The organism is Sphingobium olei (genome assembly GCF_042678845.1).
Taxonomy (GTDB): domain Bacteria; phylum Pseudomonadota; class Alphaproteobacteria; order Sphingomonadales; family Sphingomonadaceae; genus Sphingobium; species Sphingobium olei.
Genome location: NZ_JBHTLS010000135.1, coordinates 338,153 through 355,964, shown reverse-complemented (window position 1 = coordinate 355,964; position 17,812 = coordinate 338,153). Strand labels below are relative to the sequence as shown.

Below are 17,812 nucleotides of genomic sequence, written 5' to 3'. Positions count from 1 at the left end.
CCGCCCGCCGTCATCGCGCGATGGGAAGCTCGAACGACCCCACCGGCAACGGCGCTTCGTCATACAGGTTCACCACCGGCGAGTCCGCCCAGGCATAGCGCACCCGCGTCGCCGGCCGGCCGTCGCCAGCCAGCACAACCCGCGTCCCCTCCACCCGGCCGGGCACGAAGCGGCAGCTTCCCGCCTCCGCCCCGCACAGCTCGAAGCCGATGGCCTGCGCGGCGCTGCGCGTATGCAGCCCGCCCGTCAGCCCGGTAAAGTCGATCGCCGCGCCGCCATCGGTGGTCGCCGTCGCCCGCGCCCCCTGCGGCCCGCTGCGCGACACCGGCTCGCCATAGGCCACCGCCCGCATCGCCCGCGCCAGCCTGCGGCCGACCTCCTGCTTCTCGCCCGGATGGATGTCGAACGGATCGCCGATGTCGATCGCCGTCGCCAGCCCGCCATGCGCGTCCGCCGCCATCGCCCGGTACTGCGTCTGGCGCATCGCCGCCCATCCGCTGTCCTCCGGCTGCGTCACCGGCGCGCCATAGGCGGCCAGCTGCACCGCGACGAAGGGCAGGTCGGGCGATCCGAACTGCCGCCGCCAATCGGCCATCATCGCCTGCATCCGATCCTCATAACCGGGCAGATCGACATCGGACTCGCCCTGATACCAGGCCACCCCTTTCAGCCCGATGGCCCCCAGCGGCGCGATCATCCCGTTATAGAGCGTGCCGATGCCGGTCGTGTCGCCCCATGGCACGCGCGGCGCGCCGTCCGGCGTCTGCGCCGGCACGACATAGCGCCACCCCTCGCCCAGCGGCACATCGCCCGCCGCGCCCAGCGACAGGTTCAACACCTCGGCCGGTCCCGACAGCCCGCCATTGGCATATCCGTCCAGCACATTGACCACCAGGACGTTGCGCCCGGCCTTCAGCACGCCGGGCGGCACGTCGAAACTGCTCGGTTGCCAGCTTCTGGCGCTCATCCCGACCGTCTTGCCGTTGATCCACACCCGGCCGACATCGTCCAGCAGGCCGAGCGACAGCCTCGCATTCGCCGCCCTGGCCTGCGCCGCTGTCAGGTCGATGTCGCGGCGATACCAGACCATGCCATTATAGGCGGACAGCGCCGACACGCCCCATTCCTCCCACGGCCCGATCTTCGGCACCGGCGTCCAGTCCAGCGCCGCGCCCGGCTGCCACGGCTCCTTGCCGGCGGCGTCGCCCGTCGCCTTGCGCCACCAGCTCTCCCATTCCCGGCTCGCCGCGCGCTCTGCGGCGATCGGATCGCGGCCGTGCAGCGCGACGAGGTCCGACTGCGCCGACTGCCCCACCGCCGCCTGCGCCCGCGCGCCCATCCAAGGGCTGATGCGCGATCCGCCCCAGCTGCTCGCGATCGCGCCGATCGGCACCTTCGCCGTCTTGCGCAATTCCCGCGCCATGTAGAAGCAGGCGGCAGAAAAATCGCCAACGCTGTCCGGCCCCGCCGCGCGCCACACCGGCGCCTTGGGAAAATCGCGCAGCGGCGTGTCCGCCACGGCCCTTGGCACCAGCATCAGGCGCAGCTGGTCGTCGGCCGATCCACCGGTCTGCCCCCGTGCATCCTGCGCGAACCGCACTTCCAGCTCCATGTTGGACTGGCCGGAACACAGGAACACGTCGCCCACCGCCACGTCGCGCGCGCTCGCGGTGCCGGACGGTGCGCGCGCCTCCAGCGTCACCGGCCCGGGCGTCGCGACGGGATCGAACCGTGCCTCGAACCGTCCGTCGCGGTCGGCGCGGACCTCCCGCGTCTGCCCGGCGAAGGACAGCGACACCACCTCCCCGGCCTCGGCGCGTCCGGTGACCGTCACTGGATGGTCGCGCTGGATCACGGCATGGTCGCTGAATAGCGGATCGAACCGGGGCGCGGCGTCGGCCGCCGTGGCGGACAGGGCAATCAGGCTCACGGCCAAGGCCAGTGACCGGCGTGCATGATGTGGGAACGTCATCGCATCTCCTTCCGCGAGGCGGCTGTAGCTGCCCGCCCCGCACGTTGTTGTTAACGCTAACATGACAGCCCGATGCGGGCGGCTCGCCTGTCTATTTCGCCGTCCCGAAATCCAGATTCCGCGAGAAGAAGGGCATGACCTTGTCCTGTACCCGAAAAGACACGCCGCTCGTATGGTCGCCAGGATAGATTTCGAAGCTGTTGGCGACGCCGCTATTCTCCATCGTCTCGTGCAGCTTCTGCGCATCGTCCTTCAGCCCGTCCCTGTCGCCCACGTCGATCGCGATCGCGCGGTATCGTTTCAGATTGCCTATATACTGGTCGACGAAGGCCAGCGGCGCGTTGGCCGCCCATCGCGCCAGCACATCCGGCTGCACCACGCCGCCCTTGACCGGCAGGTCCATGTAGAGGGGCGGCTCCTTGGGGTTGGGCGACCATGCCGCCCCGACCGCCAGCTGTGCGCGCAGCAGGAAGGGCAGCTTCGCCGAATCGGCTTCCGTCTTCACCTGCTCCAACGTTGCCACCGCCTTCGCGTCGATCGGCCCGGCAGTCCGCGCCGACAGGCAGCAGGGGCTCATGATGTAAAGCGCGCCGAACATGTCGGAATGCTTCATGCCGATGCGGCTGGTGCCGTATCCGCCCATGCTGTGGCCGGCCAGGCCCCGGCTCTCCCGCTTGGCGATGGTGCGGTAATGGCCGTCGATATAGGCGATCAGGTCGTGGGAAATGAAGCGCTCGAAATCGCCGGTCGTCACCGAACTGGAATACATCGACCCGTTGTGCACCGTCTTGGAATCGGGCAGCACGACGATCATTTCCTTCGCGCCCTTGGCAAAGGCGTTCTGGATCGTTGCCGGCACATGGATTTCCCCGGCCCATTGCTCCGCGCCGATCGAATAGCCGTGCAGCGCATAGAGCACCGGATAGCGGCGCTTCGGCTCCTTGCCATAGCTGGGCGGCAGCACCACCAGCACGTCGCGGTCGGCCGCGTTACCCTCCAGATTGCCCTCGATCGCGGCGCTGTGCACCTTGATCCGCTGGATCGTCACGGCCTTCGCGCCTGCGATTGCCTGCGCCCCCGGCGTCGCCACCTGCGCGATTGCAGACGCCCCCAGCACCGTAGCGCCCATCATCGCCGCCGCCCATGCCAGTCGCTTCATCCCACTCTCTCCTGCCTGAAACGTCCGAAAGAAACCCCCGCCCGCGCCTCTCATCCGCGCAGCAGCCTCATCACCAAAGTCCGTATCCGCCCGTAATTCCCCGCCGCCAGCGGCCCCAGCACGCCGTGCTTCTCTTGCCGCATATGCGCCAGCGGGTGGCCGTCGGGACGAAAGACATAATGATCGAAAAAGGCGCGCCACGCCGCCCGCTCCGCCGCAGGTCGTTCCGCCACCGCGATCATCGCCAGCAGCATCGCGGTGTGCGGCGAATCCGGCCCGGCCCGAAATTCGTCCCACCAATAATTGACCAGGATGTTGACCGGCCCCAGCGCCTCCACCTGATGCCACCAGAGCTTGGGCATATAGAGCGCATCGCCCGGTTCCAGCAGCACGCTCACCGCCCGTTCCTGCGCCCTTGCAAAGCGCGGATAGGCGGGATTGTCGGGGTCCGCCGCCGCCATCGAGACCGGCTGCCCCGACAGCGTATGGTCGATCGGCCCGACATACAGATCGCCGATAGCCTCGGGCGGATAGAGGGTGAAGCGCCGCCGCCCCGCCACCACGCAGGCGATATTGTCATAGGTATCGTAATGGCAGGCAACGGTGGACCGGTTGCCCAGCCACAGCCGGGGCCGCACCTCCGGTCCCAGCAGCGGGCAGACATTCTCTTCCGCGAAACCGGGGAAATAGGTCTCCTCCGGCAACGACCCCATATAGCCCGTGCCCTCGCCCGCCGCATTGGCCGCGATCCGGGCGAGCGCCGCGGAAACGCTCAGGGACTCGCGCGCAAAGTTGAAGCCGTCCGGCCCGTCGCCATAATGATAACGCCCGGCGAGCGCGGCATCGCCTGCGAAATATTCGGCGGTCAGTCCCGCGTCGAATCGCCCGACATAGGCGAGCGCGGCGGCATCGCTCTCCCGCGCGGCCGCCACCGCCGGCCAGTCATCGCCCAGCCCCCGGATCGCCACCGGCCGCCCCGCCTCGGCAAGGGCGCGCAATCCCTCCCGGCCCTGCACATCGCGGGCGGCGATCTCCTGCACGGCGGCATCGGTGGGGGTCATGGCGCGGTCGCCGGCGTCAGGCCGGGACGGCCAGGCGGGCGTTGCGACGGCGGGCCATCAGCGGGATATGCTGCAACGACGCCGCCATCATATAGGCGAACTGCAAATGCCCCGCCCGGAACAGCGCCAGCACCGCCGCATCGTCCAGGTCGCCCAGCGCGTCCAGGCTGACCGTATAGAGCCCCTCCAGTCGTAGCCGCTCGCCATCATCGAAACTGAGCGCGATATCGATCGGCTCGATCAGCCGATGGGCCAGCAGCGCGGCGATGAAGGCATCGGTCGCCTGCCCGTCCGCCATCAGCCGGCCCAGCGCCTTCTGCACCGCCTTCAACGCCGCAGTCGGCTGCCCCTCCATGTCGAACAGCGATTCGCCGTCCGCCGCCGCGAAGCGGGCATGGGCCGGATCCAGCGCGATATTCTCGTCGGCCGCGAAGAAGCCTTCCCGCGCAGCCTCCAGCGGGAGGAAAGCCGGCCGGTCGTCGGGCGACAGCGTCAAATCCTCGCCCTCCGCAAAGCCCATCAACGCGCCGGCATAGAAGGCGCCGGTTTCGGCATGTTTGGAAAAAAGCAGCGGGCAGGCGGCCGACGCGGCAGCAAATTCGCCCAGCACGATGCGCACGAATGCGTTCGCGCCCCTGTGGGCGGGTCTCATCCGCACTGTTGCATGTGCGCCACTATTGACCAGTTCCAGACTATCCATGACCCCTCCCATTCTCGTCCCGCGCCTCTTTTTCCGCAGCGCGAATCCCAGCATTTCCTAGCGGGTTAACCGCTTTTACGTCCTGCGACCATATCCTATATAATTTCGCTTGATCGGCCGTTTCGATAGCGCTAACATTTCTCTCAGAAAAAAAGAAGAGCCGGGAGGATGATGAAATCTGCCTGCATAGGCGGAAGCAACTCCCCCCTGCTGAATAAAAGGATCGGCGCGGCAATGGTGCGGCGGCGGTCATGCGAGACTGTGACCCAAGGGGAGGATCATGAGTTACAATCCCATAGATATTTCGTCCGCACGCCGCCGCGTCGCGCTCGCCGCCACGGCCAGCCTGATGGCGCTCGTCGCCGCCACGCCCGCCTTCGCACAGGGGTCGGCCGCAGCCGAAGCCAGCGACGCCGACATCGTCGTCACCGGCATTCGCGGATCGCTTCAGCGCAACCTCGACATCAAGCGCGAATCCTCCGGCGTGGTTGATGTCATCTCGGCCGAAGACATCGGCAAGTTCCCGGACTCCAACGTCGCCGCCTCGCTGCAGCGCCTGCCGGGCGTCTCGATCCAGCGGAACGGCTCGCGCGGCGAACCGCAGGGCATCTCGGTCCGCGGCTTCGGCGGCGACTTCAACGAAACGCTGGTGGACGGCCGCCGCATCTCGACCGCGTCGGGCGGCCGCTCGGTCGACTTCACCACGGTCGGCGCGGACTTCGTGGGTCAGCTCGCCGTCTACAAGACGCCGGAACTCTCGCTGTCCAGCAGCTCCATCGGCGCGACGCTCAACATCTCCTATCCCAAGCCCTTCGACAAGCCGGGCACCCGCGTCGCGATGAGCGCGTCGGGTTCGGTGCAGGATGAATCGGGCAAGGTCGTTCCGACCGTGGGCGGCCTGTTCAGCACCACCTTCGCCGACGACACGATGGGCATTCTGGTGGACGCCATCTACACCCGCCGCGACACACAGACGAATCGCGTGTTCGTTTCGGGCTGGCAGGGTAACAGGATCGCGCCGTGCCAGATTTCCGGCAGCGCGGCGACCATCTGCCGTCCGTCGCAACCGGGCACGCCTAATCGTAACCCGGATGAAATCAAGAACACGACCGCCTGGTATCCGCAGCAATATGGCGCCGACCAGCGCTACACCAAGGATGAGCGGATCGACGGCCGCATCGCCTTCCAGTGGCAGCCGTCCGACGACATCCTGCTGACCATCGACGACAATTATTCGCGTCAGAAGGTCACGACCGACATCGACGGCTTCGGCGTCTGGTTCAACCAGGACGACCTGCGTGGCGTCAAACTGGACGGCAACGGCACGATCGTCGATTTCACGCAGGCCAGCACCCCCACGGACTTCACCGCCGGAACCGACAAGAATATCCTGGAAACCAACCAGGTCGGCCTGAACCTGAAGTGGGACGCAACGGAAAATCTGACGTTCGACGCTGACGCCAGCTATTCCAAAAGCCGCCTAAACCCCGACGGGCAGGTCAGCAGCGAGGGCGCCGACATAGGTTATGGCGGCCTGCTTGGCACCAGCCTCGGCGTCCGCGTCACCGGCGACAGCAGCAAGGTCATTCCCGAACTCACGACCTACGGCCCCGCGGGCAACCAGGGTCGGTTCACCGACCAGTCGATCATCGGATCGCACGTAACCGTCCGCACCGCGCAGAAGAACAGCGACGAAATCAAGCAGTTCCGTCTGGGCGCGACCTGGAAGCAGGACGACCTGACGATCAAGGTCGGCGGCCGGTACATGGAGGATGAATTCTCCCTCCAGAACCGCAACACCTTCGCCAACAACTATTGGCAGGCCTATGCGGGTTACGGCGCACCGTCGGGCCGCACCTCCGGCGTCCCGATCCCCGCCAGCCTGATCCAGGGCACGATCAGCACGAAGGGCTGGATTCCGGGCTTCAGCGGCTCGCTGCCGCCGGTCCTGCTGAACTATGACGCCCGCGCCTATTCGCAATATCTGGAAAGCCTGTGGGTCGGCCCCAACACGCCGGGTTACAACACCGGCTGCTGCACCGGCTTCAACGGCACGATCGACCTCGCCCTCGACCCAGGCAGCGTCCAGAACATCCTGGAAAAGAGCTGGTCGGCCTGGATCAGCGCCAGCTTCAACACCGAAATCGCCGGCATGCCCTTCAAGGTCAACGCCGGTGGCCGTGAGGAAAGCACGAAGATCATCTCGGCGGGCATCGGTCGCCTTCCGACCTCGATCGTGGGCAGCGCGGCGGACCCGACGCTGCTGACCATCGCCTTCACGCCCGAGCAGCCGGTGTCGACCAGCAGCACCTATTCCTACTTCCTGCCGGCCATCGACATGAAGCTGGAAATCACGGACAAATTCCACGTCCGCTTCGACGCTTCGCGCACGCTGACCCGTCCGGGCCTCAACACGCTCACGCCGGTGCTCAACGTCGGCAGCGGCCAGCGCGTCGGCGCCCTCACCGCCACTGGCGGCAACCCGGCGCTCAAGCCCTATCTGGCCGAGAATTTCGACTTCGGGGCGGAGTGGTATTACCAGCGCAACAGCTATGCGTCGGTGAACTTCTTTATCAAGAATGTGTCGAACTTCATCGTCGCGGGCACCGAACGGGCCACCATCAACGGCGTCATCGACCCGTCGACCGGCCAGCCGGCGCAGTTCACCGTCTCGCGGCGCGTGAACGGCCCCGACGCGACCGTCCGCGGCGTGGAACTCGCTTGGCAGCATGTGTTCGGCGACAGCGGCTTCGGCTTCAACGCCAACGCCACCTTTGTCGAAACCAACAAGCCTTATGACCGCTCCGACCTGTCGACCAGCGGCTTTGCCGTGACGGGTCTCGCCAACTCCGCGAACCTCGTGGCCTTCTATGACAAGAACGGCTTCGAATTCCGGACTGCGCTCAACTGGCGCGACAAATATCTGTCGCAGTTCGGCCAGGCGCAGAACAACTCGCTCTATGGCGCGGAGCCGACCTTCGTCAATTCGGCGCTTCAGATCGACCTCAGCACGAACATCCGTCTGACCGATCAGTTCAGCGTCTTCGGCGAAGCGCTCAACATCACGAACGAAACGCAGAGCACCCACGGCCGGTTCTCGAACCAGCTGCTGGATGTCTATGCCTACGGTCGCCGCTTCACTGCGGGCGTGCGCTACCGCTTCTAACCGTGTCTCGCCCTGGAGGGGGTGTCGCTTGACACCCCCTCCCTTTTCAGGGGTATCCTTGTCCCATGGTCACTCCGGTCCGCAACATCGTCATCGTCGGCGGCGGAACCGCCGGATGGCTGACCGCCGGCGTCATCGCCGCGCGGCATCAGGGACGCGCCGACTTCACCGTCACCCTGGTCGAATCCCCCAACGTCCCCATCATCGGCGTTGGCGAAGGGACATGGCCCACGATGCGCAGCACCCTGTCGCGCATGGGCGTTTCCGAAACAGACTTCTTCCGCGAATGCGACGCTGCCTTCAAGCAGGGCGCCTATTTCGCCCGCTGGACCACCGGCGCGCCGCATGACGGCTATTATCATCCGCTGATGCTGCCCCAGAGCTTCGGCCAGGTGAACCTAGCCCCGCACTGGCTCGCCGCCGACGGCGATGACAGTTTCTGCAACAGCGTCTGCTCGCAGGGGCGCATCTGCGACGAGGGCCTCGCGCCCAAGACGATGGCGACCGCCGAATATGACGCGCTCGCCAACTATGCCTATCATCTCGACGCCGGCAAGTTCGCGCCCTTCCTGCAACGCCATTGCTGCGAAAAGCTCGGCGTGCGTCATGTGCTGGCCGATGTGGAAGACGTGCTGATGCGCGACAATGGCGACATCCGCGCCATCCGCACCACCCAGGCGGGCGAGGTGGAGGGCGACCTGTTCGTCGACTGCACCGGGTTCAAGGCGCTGCTGATCGAAGGGGTGATGGGCGTGCCCTTCAAGCCTTGCAACGACATCCTCTTCTGCGACACCGCGCTCGCGATGCAGGTGCCCTATGACGCGCCCGACAGCCCGATCGCCTCGCACACCATCTCGACGGCGCAGAGCGCGGGCTGGATCTGGGACATCGGCGTGCAGTCGCGGCGCGGCACCGGCCATGTCTATTCCAGCAACCATATCTCGGACGAAGAGGCGGAGCGCGAGCTGCGCGCCTATGTCGGCCCCGCCGCCGAAGGCCTGTCCGCGCGCAAGATCAAGATCCGCTCGGGCCACCGCGAGACGTTCTGGAAGGGCAATTGCGTCGCGGTGGGCCTCGCCGCCGGCTTCCTGGAACCGCTGGAGGCTTCGGCCATCGTCCTCATCGAACTGTCGGCGAAGATCATCGCCGAACAGATGCCCGCCAATCGCGAGGTGATGGACATCGTCGCCCGGCGCTTCAACGCGACCACCCATTATCGCTGGGGCCGGATCATCGACTTCCTGAAGCTCCATTATGTCCTGACCCAGCGCACCGACAGCGATTTCTGGCGCGACAATGTCCGGCCCGAATCCATCCCCGACCGGCTTCAGGATCTGCTGCTGCTGTGGAAATACCAGCCGCCCGGCTTCCATGAGGAATTCGACCGGGTGGAGGAGGTGTTTCCCGTCGCCAGCTATCAATATGTGCTCTACGGCATGGGCTTCCGCACGGAGGTGGATCGCGGCGCGCTGACCCGCGACGCCTCGCTCGCCAGCCGCGCGATGCGCGAAAACGCCGCGATGACGCAAAAGCTGCGCGCCGGCCTGCCGCGCCACCGCGACCTCATCGACAAGATCGTAAGCCACGGATTGCAGCCGGTCTGACCGGCCGCCTCGTTGACAAGGCTTCGCAACAACCGTCCAGCCGGCCCATTATGATTGCGCTATCATTTTTACCAGAGAGCGGTTTTCGCCAGATTGCAAACCATCATCCGCCCATGCGAACCATCCGTAACAAGGATTGCGCCCATTCCATGTTAGCGTTATCCAAATGCCAGACAACTTGAGAGGATCAGCATGACCAAATCCCTGCGCGCCCGTCGCGCCGCCCCCCTCCTCACCGCCCTTCTTTCCACGGCCGCGCTTCTGTCTGGATGCCAGCAGTCCGCCACCAACGATGCCGCGCCGAACGCCGCCGCCGGCAAGGAAGCCAGGCGCGACGCATCCGAATATCTGTCGCAGCCGCTGGTCAAGGACATCTACACCGCCGATCCGTCCGCCCATGTCTGGGACGGCAAGATCTATGTCTATCCCAGCCACGACATTGACGGCCCGACGCCGGAGGACGATCTGGGCGCGCATTTCGAAATGCGCGACTATCGCATCCTGTCGATGGACAAGATCGGCGGCCCGGTGACGGTCGGCCCGGTCGCGCTCGACGTCAAGGACGTGCCCTGGGCCGACAAGCAGATGTGGGCGCCCGACGCCGCGAAGAAGGGCGACACCTATTATCTCTACTTCCCGGCCAAGGACAAGGAAGGCGCGTTCCGCATCGGCGTCGCGACCTCCAAGTCGCCGACCGGCCCGTTCAAGGCCCAGCCGCAGCCGATCAAGGGCAGCTTCTCGATCGATCCGGCCGTCTTCACCGACACCGATGGGCAGAGCTACATGTATTTCGGCGGCATCTGGGGCGGCCAGCTTCAGCGTAACCTGGGCGGCAAATATGACGCCAACGGGTCCAAGACCGACCTCGGCCAGGACGACAAGCCCGCCATCGCCCCGCGCGTGGCGAAGATGTCCGGCGACATGCTGGAATTTGCCGAAACCCCGCGCGAAATCCAGATCGTCGACGACAAGGGCAAGCCGCTGCTGGGCGGCGACCATGACCGCCGCTTCTTCGAGGCGTCGTGGATGCACAAATATAAGGGCAAATATTATTTCAGCTATTCGACCGGCGACACCCATTATCTGGTCTATGGCATAGGCGACAGCCCCTACGGCCCCTTCACCTACAAGGGCCGCATCCTGGAGCCGGTGGAAGGCTGGACCACCCACCATTCGATCGTGGAATGGGGCGGCAAATGGTGGCTCTTCTACGCCGACAGCCAGCTGTCCGGCCAGACCCGCCTGCGCAACGTCAAGGTGACGGAACTGAAGTATAACCCGGACGGCACGATCCAGACGATCAATCCGTTCGTGAAGAAAGGCGCTGCCGACTGAGCGCGCCCGGGCGCGGGGGAAGTGCCCTCCCCCGCGCCTTTTTTTTTACGACACATATGGGGCGGGCGCATGGCTCCCCCGCCAGCATCAGGACGCCGGCCAGCGGCGCCACCGCCTCGGGGAGACTGACATGAAGACCGCCTATCTGTTGCGCGCGGCCGGCGCGATGTTGTGCCTTTCGACCTCGCCCCTCGCCCATGCGCAGGCCGCCGCAGCGCCTGCAGGCGACGTCTGGACGGAGGCCGATGCCAAGGCCCGCGCCATCGTCGGCCAGCTCACCCTGGACGAGAAGGTCGATCAGCTTCTCAACACCGCGCCCGCCATTCCCCGCCTCAATATCCCCGCCTACAACTGGTGGACGGAATCACTGCACGGCGCGATCGGCGCGGTGCCGACCACCAATTTCCCCGAACCCATCGGCCTCGCCGCGACCTTCGACGCACCCCTGGTCAAGCAGGTTGCGTCCGCGATCAGCACGGAGGTGCAGGCGTTGCATACGCTCGGTCGCCAGACCGGGCATCTCGGCCGCATCGGCACCGGGCTCGACACCTGGTCGCCCAACATCAACATCTTCCGCGATCCGCGCTGGGGCCGGGGGCAGGAAACCTATGGCGAGGATCCCTTCCTCACCGCCCATATCGGCGTCGCCTTCATTCAGGGCATGCAGGGCGACAATCCCGACCTGCCCAATGTCGTCGCCACGCCCAAACATTATGCCGTGCATTCCGGCCCGGAGCCGAGCCGCCACACCGACAATATCTTCGCCAGCAAGCGCGACCTGGAGGACACCTACCTCCCCGCCTTCCGCGCCGCCATCGTAGAGGGCAAGGCCGGCTCGATCATGTGCGCCTATAACCGCGTCGATGGCGAACCCGCCTGCGGCAGCCCGATGCTGCTCACCGACTATCTGCGCGACGCCTGGGGGTTCAGGGGCTATGTCGTGTCGGACTGCGACGCCGTGGTCGACATCTATGATCATCACAAATTTGCCCCCGACGCCGCCACCGGCGTCGCGGTCGCGCTGCGCCGGGGCGTCGACAGCGAATGCAACAACGCGACGCTCGGCGGCAAGCAGGGCCTTGGCGACCGGTACAAGGACGCGCTGGCGAAAAACCATATCAGCGTCGAGGATATCGACACCGCGCTCGTCCGCCTCTTCTCCGCGCGGCTGCGCAACGGCGACCTGCCCGGCCTGTCGGCGCGCAAGCCCAACGCCATGCCGGTCAAGGCCATCGGCACGGCGCAGCATCAGGCACTCGCCCTCGACACCGCGGAAAAGAGCCTCGTCCTCCTCAAGAATGACGGCGTCCTGCCGCTGAAGCCCGGCACCAGGATCGCTCTGGCCGGTCCGCTGGCGGACGCCACCCGCGTGCTGCGCGGCAATTATAGTTCCGCCAAGAGCGCGCCGCCCATCTCGGTCGCGGACGGCCTCAAACAGGCGATGCCCGGCGCCGCCGTCACGCTGATCCCGTTCAGCCCCTCCATCACCGATGGCGATCTCGTCCCCGGCACGGCGCTGCGCACGCCGGATGGCAAGCCCGGCATCCGCGCCGAATATTATAACGCCACCGCCAAGGACCAGTATCAGGCCAAGCCCGTCCTCGTCCGCACGGAAGAAAGCATCGTCTCCCGCGCCGCCGAGTTCAAGCAGGTGGCGAACGAGCATAAGATCATCTGGACCGGCTATCTAATCGCCCCCGAAACCGGCCTCTACCGCCTCGCGCTGACCGGCGTGAAGGGGGAGGTGTCGCTGAACGGCAAGCCGGTCGTCTCGGCATCCGACTATAGCCGCTGGGCCGAACCGCTGAAGCTGGTCGACGTGCCCATGACCAAGGGCCAGCGCTACGCCGTCCGCCTTCAGGGGCAAAGCGGCATCCCCGCCGCCCCGGCCATCTTCTGGAAGCGGATTACCGACAATCTCGACCGCGATCTCGCCGCCGGCACGAAGGATGCCGACGTGATCGTCGCCGTCGTCGGCCTCACCTCCGACCTTGAAGGCGAAGAGATGCCGGTCAAGGTCGAGGGCTTCTCGGGCGGCGACAAGACCACGCTCGACCTGCCCGCCGACCAGCGCACCTTCCTTGAAAAGGCGAAGGCCACCGGCAAGCCGCTGATCGTCGTCGCGATGAACGGCAGCGCCATCGACCTTAGCTGGGCGAAGGACAATGCCTCCGCCATCCTGGAGGCCTGGTATCCCGGCCAGTCGGGCGGCCTTGCCGTGGGCAATGTCCTCTCCGGCAAGACCGATCCCGGCGGCCGCCTGCCCTTGACCTTCTACAAGAGCGTCGCGGACCTGCCGCCCTTCACCGAATATGGCATGAACGGCCGCACCTACCGCTATTTCAAGGGCACGCCCGTCTATCGCTTCGGCGACGGGCTCAGCTACACCCGCTTCACCTACACCGCCCCTGCGATCGATCCGGTCGGCGGCGCAGTCGAAAACGGCATCACCGTGCGCACCCGCATCACCAACAGCGGCGCGCGCGCGGGCGATGACGTCGCGCAGCTCTACATCACCCCGCCCGGCTTCGAGGGCGCGCCGAAGATCGCCCTGCGCGGCTTCCAGCGCGTGTCGCTCAAACCCGGCGAAAGCCGCGACCTCGTCTTCACCCTTTCGCCCCGCGACCTGAGCTTCGTCACCATGGCGGGCGAACGCGCGCTCATCCCCGGCGACTATGCCTTGAGCATCGGCAGCGGCCAGCCCGGCGAAGGCGTGCAGACGCAGCAGGTCCGCTACAGCGTCACGAAGTCTGTTCCCCTGCCCAAATAACAACGCTTTAGAGCAGGATTTTTGCAATGGCATTGAAGTCGCTCACCCGCCGCATCGCCCTCGGCCTCGCCGCCTGTGCGCTGGCCGCTCCCGCCTTCGCGCAGGCGCAGGAGGACCAGGACAAGATGACGCCCATGGCGATCCCGGCCCAGCCGGACGCGATCGACCTCGGCACCGGCCCCCTCCCCGGCGCGAAGGCGACCGAAAGCTGGCACCGCCAATATGGCAGCCGCTTCGCCCGCAACGTGACCATGGCGACCCTCACCCCCTTCCTGCCCGATCCCGCCAAGGCGTCGGGCGCGGCGATCATCGTCGCGCCGGGCGGCGGCTTCCGCACGCTGTCGATGGACAATGAAGGCTATGACGTGGCGAAGGCACTCGCCGCCAAGGGCATCGCCGCCTTCGTCATCAAATATCGCCTGAACCAGACGCCGGCCGACATGGCGGGCTTTGAAAAGTCGATGGCGGAAATGTTCGCCGGCGCGGCGCGCGCGCCTCTGCCCGCCGCCAACCGCGCCGCGATGAACCTCGCCCCTCAGTTGGAAGACAGCAAGGCCGCCTTCCGCCTGATCCGCAGCCGCGCCGCGCAATGGCATGTCGATCCCGACCGGATCGGCATGATCGGCTTTTCGGCGGGCGCGATGCTGACCATGGCGACCGCCCTTTCCACCGACGCGAAGCCCGCCTTCGTCGGCAACATCTACGGCCCGCTCGGCAGCATGACCGTCCCCGCCGACGCCCCGCCGATGTTCGCCGGCATCGCCGCGGACGATCCGCTGTTCGGCAATCGCGACTTCAAGCTGATCGACGACTGGCGCGCCGCCAAGCGCCCGGTGGAATTCCACCTCTTCGAACAGGGCGGCCACGGTTTCGGCATGTATCCCAAGAAGACCACCAGCACCGGCTGGTTCGACGCCTTCGTCCGCTGGCTCGACATGCACGGCTGGCTCGCCCCCAAGGGCAAGTGACGCCATAAGGCGCGGGGCGGGCCACCTTTCGCGCGCTCGCCCCCATCCACATGCGCCCGTCATCCCGGGCTCGACCCGGGATCCCGCTTCTTCCCCTCTGCTCCGACCCACGCCGCACCCTTCCCCTATAGCCTGGGATCACGCCCGCTAACCTGCGTCAGCGCCACGGCCACCGCACCGGAACGCTAAGGCCCGCCAAGGCCTTAGCATGTCATCCAGACAGCGGAGCCGACCCCCGTGTCCCCACATCGCAATCCATCCCCCACCCGCGCCCCCGCGCCGTTCCGGCTGCTGCTCGGCGCGGCCATAGACGCCGCCGGCATCGCCCTGTTGCTGATGCTCGCCTACGCCCAATGGACCGGCACCGCCTTGCGGGCAGACCTCATCCTGGCCGGCGTCGCGGGCCTGGCCGCGCTCGTCGCCATGGCCGCCGCGCTCGCCATCTTCGTCCGCCGCCTGACACCCTCATCCAGTCGTCCCCCCATCGCCTGAACCCCTTCCTCTAGGAGACTCTTCCCATGTTCATGCACAACAAGCGGCTGCAATATACCGTCCGCGTGGCCGAGCCGAACCCGGCGCTTGCCTCGCTGCTGCTGGAGCAGTTCGGCGGCCCCGACGGCGAACTCGCCGCCGCGATGCGCTATTTCACGCAGGGCCTCGCAGAGGACGATCCGGGCCGCAAGGACATGCTGCTCGACATCGCGACGGAAGAACTCAGCCATCTGGAAGTGATCGGCTCGATCGTCGCCATGCTGAACAAGGGCGCGAAGTCCAGCCTGACCGAAGCGACGATGGAGGAAGCCGACCTCTATCTCTCCATCAACGCGGGCGGCAACAGCCATACCCAGTCGATCCTCTATGGCGGCGGCCCCGCCCTCACCAACTCGTCGGGCGTGCCATGGACCGCCGCCTATGTGGACAGCCGCGGCGATCCGACCTGCGACCTGCGCTCCAACATCGCCGCCGAAAGCCGCGCGAAGATCGTCTACGAACGGCTGATCAACATCACCGACGACGCCGGCATAAAGGATGCGCTCGGCTTCCTCATGACCCGCGAGGTCGCACACCAGAAGAGCTTTGAAAAGGCGCTCTATTCGATCAAGGACAATTTCCCGCCGGGCAAGCTGCCGGGCCTCGCCGCCTTCGCCAACACCTATGTCAACACGTCGCAGGGCGAAGGCGACGCGCTCGGCCCCTGGAACGAGGGCGAGCAGTGGGAACGGATCGACGACATCCCCGCCAGCCTTCCCGCGGACAGCGGCGACGGCCAGGCGTCAGTGCAACTCGGCGATCAGGAAATGCAGGACTATGCGGCCATGACCGGCCGCCTGAAGTCCGACCCGAACCTCAGCCCCGTCACCGGCGCGGACCTTGGCGGCGGCCCAGGCGCGGGCAAGCTGTCCGACGAGGATCTGGGCGGCGCGTCCGACATGGATGATGCACGGGCGCAGGCCCTCGCCAAGACGGCGGTCTGAAGGGAGATGCCGATGAACCCCGACAGCGTTCGCGACATCTTCATCGTAGGCCTGCGCGACGCCCATGCGGTCGAGCATCAGGCGCTCGGCATTATGGACCGCCAGATCGAACATCTCGCCAACTATGCCGAGGTGGAGGCGCAGCTGCGCGCCCATCGCGGCGAAACCGAGCGTCAGATCGAACGGCTGGAATCGATCCTCGACAGTTTCGGGGAAAGCCCATCCGCATTGAAGGACGCGGCGCTCAAATTCGGGGGGAGCGTCGCCGCGCTCTCCCACGCGCTCGCCCCGGATGAGATCGTCAAGAACAGCCTCGCCAACTATGCCTTCGAAAATTACGAAGCAGCGGCCTACAAGGCATTGATTGCCATGGCCGAGGCTGGCGGTTTCGAGGCCGCGATCCCGAAACTGGAGGAAAGCCTGCGCGAGGAACTGGCCATGGTCACCTTCCTCGACGAAACCCTGCCCAAGGTGATCGATCGCTTCCTTGCCCTGCGCAGCCAGGGCGAACAGGCCAGCCATTGACCCGGCGATCATGACCGACGCCCTGCCGCCGGTCCTCGCCGGCACGCTGGCCAGTCTGGCGGCGGGCGCGGCCACCGGCCTTGGCGGCCTGCCCATCCTGGGGGTGGGCCGCGCCGCTGCCCGCTATCAGGGCGTCATGCTGGGCTTCGCGGCGGGCGTCATGCTCGCCGCGTCCTTCTTCTCGCTGATCGTGCCTGCGATCGGCATATTGGACCGGCTGGGCATGGGCCGCTGGCCCGCTGCCTCCACCGTTGCGCTGGCGCTGATGGCGGGCGGCGCGTTGATGCTGCTGCTCGGCCGCTTCTCGGTGGATCGTTTCACCGGCGCTGACGGCATCGACCGCACCGGCCATCGCATCTGGATGCTGGTCGCGGCGATCACGCTCCACAATGCCCCCGAGGGCCTCGCCGTCGGCGTCAGCTTCGCGCAGGACGCCGGGGGTCAGGGCTATGCCACCGCACTCGGCATCGGCATCCAGAATGTGCCCGAAGGGCTCGCCGTCGCCAGCGCCCTTGCCCTGCGGCACCGCCCGGCCGTGGCTTTCTCTGGCGCGCTGCTGTCGGGCCTGGTGGAGCCGGTCTTCGGCGCCGTGGGCGCGCTGCTGGTCGATCGGTTCGCCATGCTCCTGCCCGTCGCCCTCTGCCTTGCCGCCGGCGCGATGATCGGCGTGGTCATGGAACAGATCGCGCCCGAACTGCAGGACGAAGGCCGCGCCGCTCATATGAGCCTCTTTGCCGGTCTAGCCCTCATGACCTGCCTCGACGTCGCCCTCGCCTGAAACCCGACCCAAGAAGGAGAAAGCGCATGACCAAGCCCGACACCGAAGACCAGCCCGCCGAAGGCAGCCCCGACATCCCCCCGCCGCAGGAAGGCAGCCCCGGCACGGAGGATGGCCCTGACCAGCCCGGCAAGGACGCTGCCGTGCCCGAAAGCATCGACGACGAAACGCGGCGCGATACGCCCTGAAGGGCGATGCGGGCGCGCCCTGGCCGGCGCGCCCCTCGCCTCCACCCACCGCCGCTACGGAACTCCCTGTCCTGATCGAAATCAGATTGATCCTACTTGCTCAACGCGCCG

At 66.5% G+C, this 17,812-nt stretch carries 14 protein-coding genes; 10 read left to right on the top strand and 4 right to left on the bottom strand.

Going from position 1 to position 17,812, the window contains the following annotated elements; translation table 11 throughout:
• Positions 1–10 precede the first annotated feature (10 nt).
• The 4 genes from ACFQ24_RS21510 to ACFQ24_RS21495 form a co-directional block, all read right to left on the bottom strand.
• On the bottom strand, positions 11–1,972 hold the full coding sequence (locus tag ACFQ24_RS21510) for a sialate O-acetylesterase (RefSeq protein ID WP_380915020.1): 1,962 nt from the start codon (positions 1,970–1,972) through the stop codon (positions 11–13).
• A 91-nt stretch (positions 1,973–2,063) separates the two neighbouring features.
• The gene (locus ACFQ24_RS21505) at positions 2,064–3,131 is read right to left on the bottom strand and encodes an alpha/beta hydrolase (protein ID WP_380915018.1); all 1,068 of its coding nucleotides are present in this window, start codon (positions 3,129–3,131) and stop codon (positions 2,064–2,066) included.
• A gap of 50 nt (positions 3,132–3,181) precedes the next feature.
• On the bottom strand, positions 3,182–4,192 hold the full coding sequence (locus tag ACFQ24_RS21500; protein ID WP_380915016.1) for a cupin-like domain-containing protein: 1,011 nt from the start codon (positions 4,190–4,192) through the stop codon (positions 3,182–3,184).
• Between the two features lie 16 nt (positions 4,193–4,208).
• A complete protein-coding gene (locus tag ACFQ24_RS21495; RefSeq protein WP_380915014.1) occupies positions 4,209–4,892 on the bottom strand; it encodes a SapC family protein in 684 nt (227 codons plus the stop codon).
• 280 nt (positions 4,893–5,172) lie between these two features.
• On the opposite strand from ACFQ24_RS21495, the gene ACFQ24_RS21490 reads away from it, so the two are divergent.
• From ACFQ24_RS21490 to ACFQ24_RS21445, 10 genes are all read left to right on the top strand, one after another.
• Positions 5,173–8,058: a TonB-dependent receptor gene (locus ACFQ24_RS21490; RefSeq protein WP_380915012.1), complete on the top strand. Its 2,886-nt coding sequence runs from the start codon at positions 5,173–5,175 to the stop codon at positions 8,056–8,058.
• Between the two features lie 65 nt (positions 8,059–8,123).
• On the top strand, positions 8,124–9,662 hold the full coding sequence (locus tag ACFQ24_RS21485; protein WP_380915010.1) for a tryptophan halogenase family protein: 1,539 nt from the start codon (positions 8,124–8,126) through the stop codon (positions 9,660–9,662).
• A 192-nt stretch (positions 9,663–9,854) separates the two neighbouring features.
• Positions 9,855–10,997: a glycoside hydrolase family 43 protein gene (locus ACFQ24_RS21480; protein ID WP_380915008.1), complete on the top strand. Its 1,143-nt coding sequence runs from the start codon at positions 9,855–9,857 to the stop codon at positions 10,995–10,997.
• A gap of 130 nt (positions 10,998–11,127) precedes the next feature.
• On the top strand, positions 11,128–13,767 hold the full coding sequence (locus ACFQ24_RS21475; protein ID WP_380915006.1) for a glycoside hydrolase family 3 C-terminal domain-containing protein: 2,640 nt from the start codon (positions 11,128–11,130) through the stop codon (positions 13,765–13,767).
• Positions 13,768–13,793: 26 nt separating this feature from the next.
• Positions 13,794–14,735, top strand: a complete 942-nt coding sequence (locus tag ACFQ24_RS21470; RefSeq protein WP_380915004.1) for an alpha/beta hydrolase — start codon at positions 13,794–13,796, stop codon at positions 14,733–14,735.
• Between the two features lie 237 nt (positions 14,736–14,972).
• Positions 14,973–15,227 carry a hypothetical protein gene (locus ACFQ24_RS21465; RefSeq protein WP_380915002.1) on the top strand — a complete coding sequence of 85 codons (255 nt, stop codon included), beginning with the start codon at positions 14,973–14,975 and terminating at the stop codon, positions 15,225–15,227.
• A gap of 26 nt (positions 15,228–15,253) precedes the next feature.
• Positions 15,254–16,210 (top strand): manganese catalase family protein, encoded by a 957-nt coding sequence (locus ACFQ24_RS21460; protein ID WP_380915000.1) that lies wholly within the window; start codon positions 15,254–15,256, stop codon positions 16,208–16,210.
• 12 nt (positions 16,211–16,222) lie between these two features.
• Complete coding sequence (locus ACFQ24_RS21455; RefSeq protein ID WP_380914998.1) at positions 16,223–16,735, top strand: ferritin-like domain-containing protein; 513 nt, start codon at positions 16,223–16,225, stop codon at positions 16,733–16,735.
• A 10-nt stretch (positions 16,736–16,745) separates the two neighbouring features.
• The gene (locus ACFQ24_RS21450) at positions 16,746–17,513 is read left to right on the top strand and encodes a ZIP family metal transporter (RefSeq protein ID WP_380914996.1); all 768 of its coding nucleotides are present in this window, start codon (positions 16,746–16,748) and stop codon (positions 17,511–17,513) included.
• A 26-nt stretch (positions 17,514–17,539) separates the two neighbouring features.
• Positions 17,540–17,701: a hypothetical protein gene (locus ACFQ24_RS21445; RefSeq protein ID WP_380914994.1), complete on the top strand. Its 162-nt coding sequence runs from the start codon at positions 17,540–17,542 to the stop codon at positions 17,699–17,701.
• Positions 17,702–17,812: the final 111 nt, after the last annotated feature.

Bases quoted from the DNA above. Each gene is read 5' to 3' on its own strand.
- ACFQ24_RS21510 (WP_380915020.1), bottom strand. From the start codon at position 1,972: ATGACGTTCCCACATCATGCACGCCGGTCACTGGCCTTGGCCGTGAGC.
- ACFQ24_RS21505 (WP_380915018.1), bottom strand. From the start codon at position 3,131: ATGAAGCGACTGGCATGGGCGGCGGCGATGATGGGCGCTACGGTGCTG.
- ACFQ24_RS21500 (WP_380915016.1), bottom strand. From the start codon at position 4,192: ATGACCCCCACCGATGCCGCCGTGCAGGAGATCGCCGCCCGCGATGTG.
- ACFQ24_RS21495 (WP_380915014.1), bottom strand. From the start codon at position 4,892: ATGGATAGTCTGGAACTGGTCAATAGTGGCGCACATGCAACAGTGCGG.
- ACFQ24_RS21490 (WP_380915012.1), top strand. From the start codon at position 5,173: ATGAGTTACAATCCCATAGATATTTCGTCCGCACGCCGCCGCGTCGCG.
- ACFQ24_RS21485 (WP_380915010.1), top strand. From the start codon at position 8,124: ATGGTCACTCCGGTCCGCAACATCGTCATCGTCGGCGGCGGAACCGCC.
- ACFQ24_RS21480 (WP_380915008.1), top strand. From the start codon at position 9,855: ATGACCAAATCCCTGCGCGCCCGTCGCGCCGCCCCCCTCCTCACCGCC.
- ACFQ24_RS21475 (WP_380915006.1), top strand. From the start codon at position 11,128: ATGAAGACCGCCTATCTGTTGCGCGCGGCCGGCGCGATGTTGTGCCTT.
- ACFQ24_RS21470 (WP_380915004.1), top strand. From the start codon at position 13,794: ATGGCATTGAAGTCGCTCACCCGCCGCATCGCCCTCGGCCTCGCCGCC.
- ACFQ24_RS21460 (WP_380915000.1), top strand. From the start codon at position 15,254: ATGTTCATGCACAACAAGCGGCTGCAATATACCGTCCGCGTGGCCGAG.
- ACFQ24_RS21455 (WP_380914998.1), top strand. From the start codon at position 16,223: ATGAACCCCGACAGCGTTCGCGACATCTTCATCGTAGGCCTGCGCGAC.
- ACFQ24_RS21450 (WP_380914996.1), top strand. From the start codon at position 16,746: ATGACCGACGCCCTGCCGCCGGTCCTCGCCGGCACGCTGGCCAGTCTG.
- ACFQ24_RS21445 (WP_380914994.1), top strand. From the start codon at position 17,540: ATGACCAAGCCCGACACCGAAGACCAGCCCGCCGAAGGCAGCCCCGAC.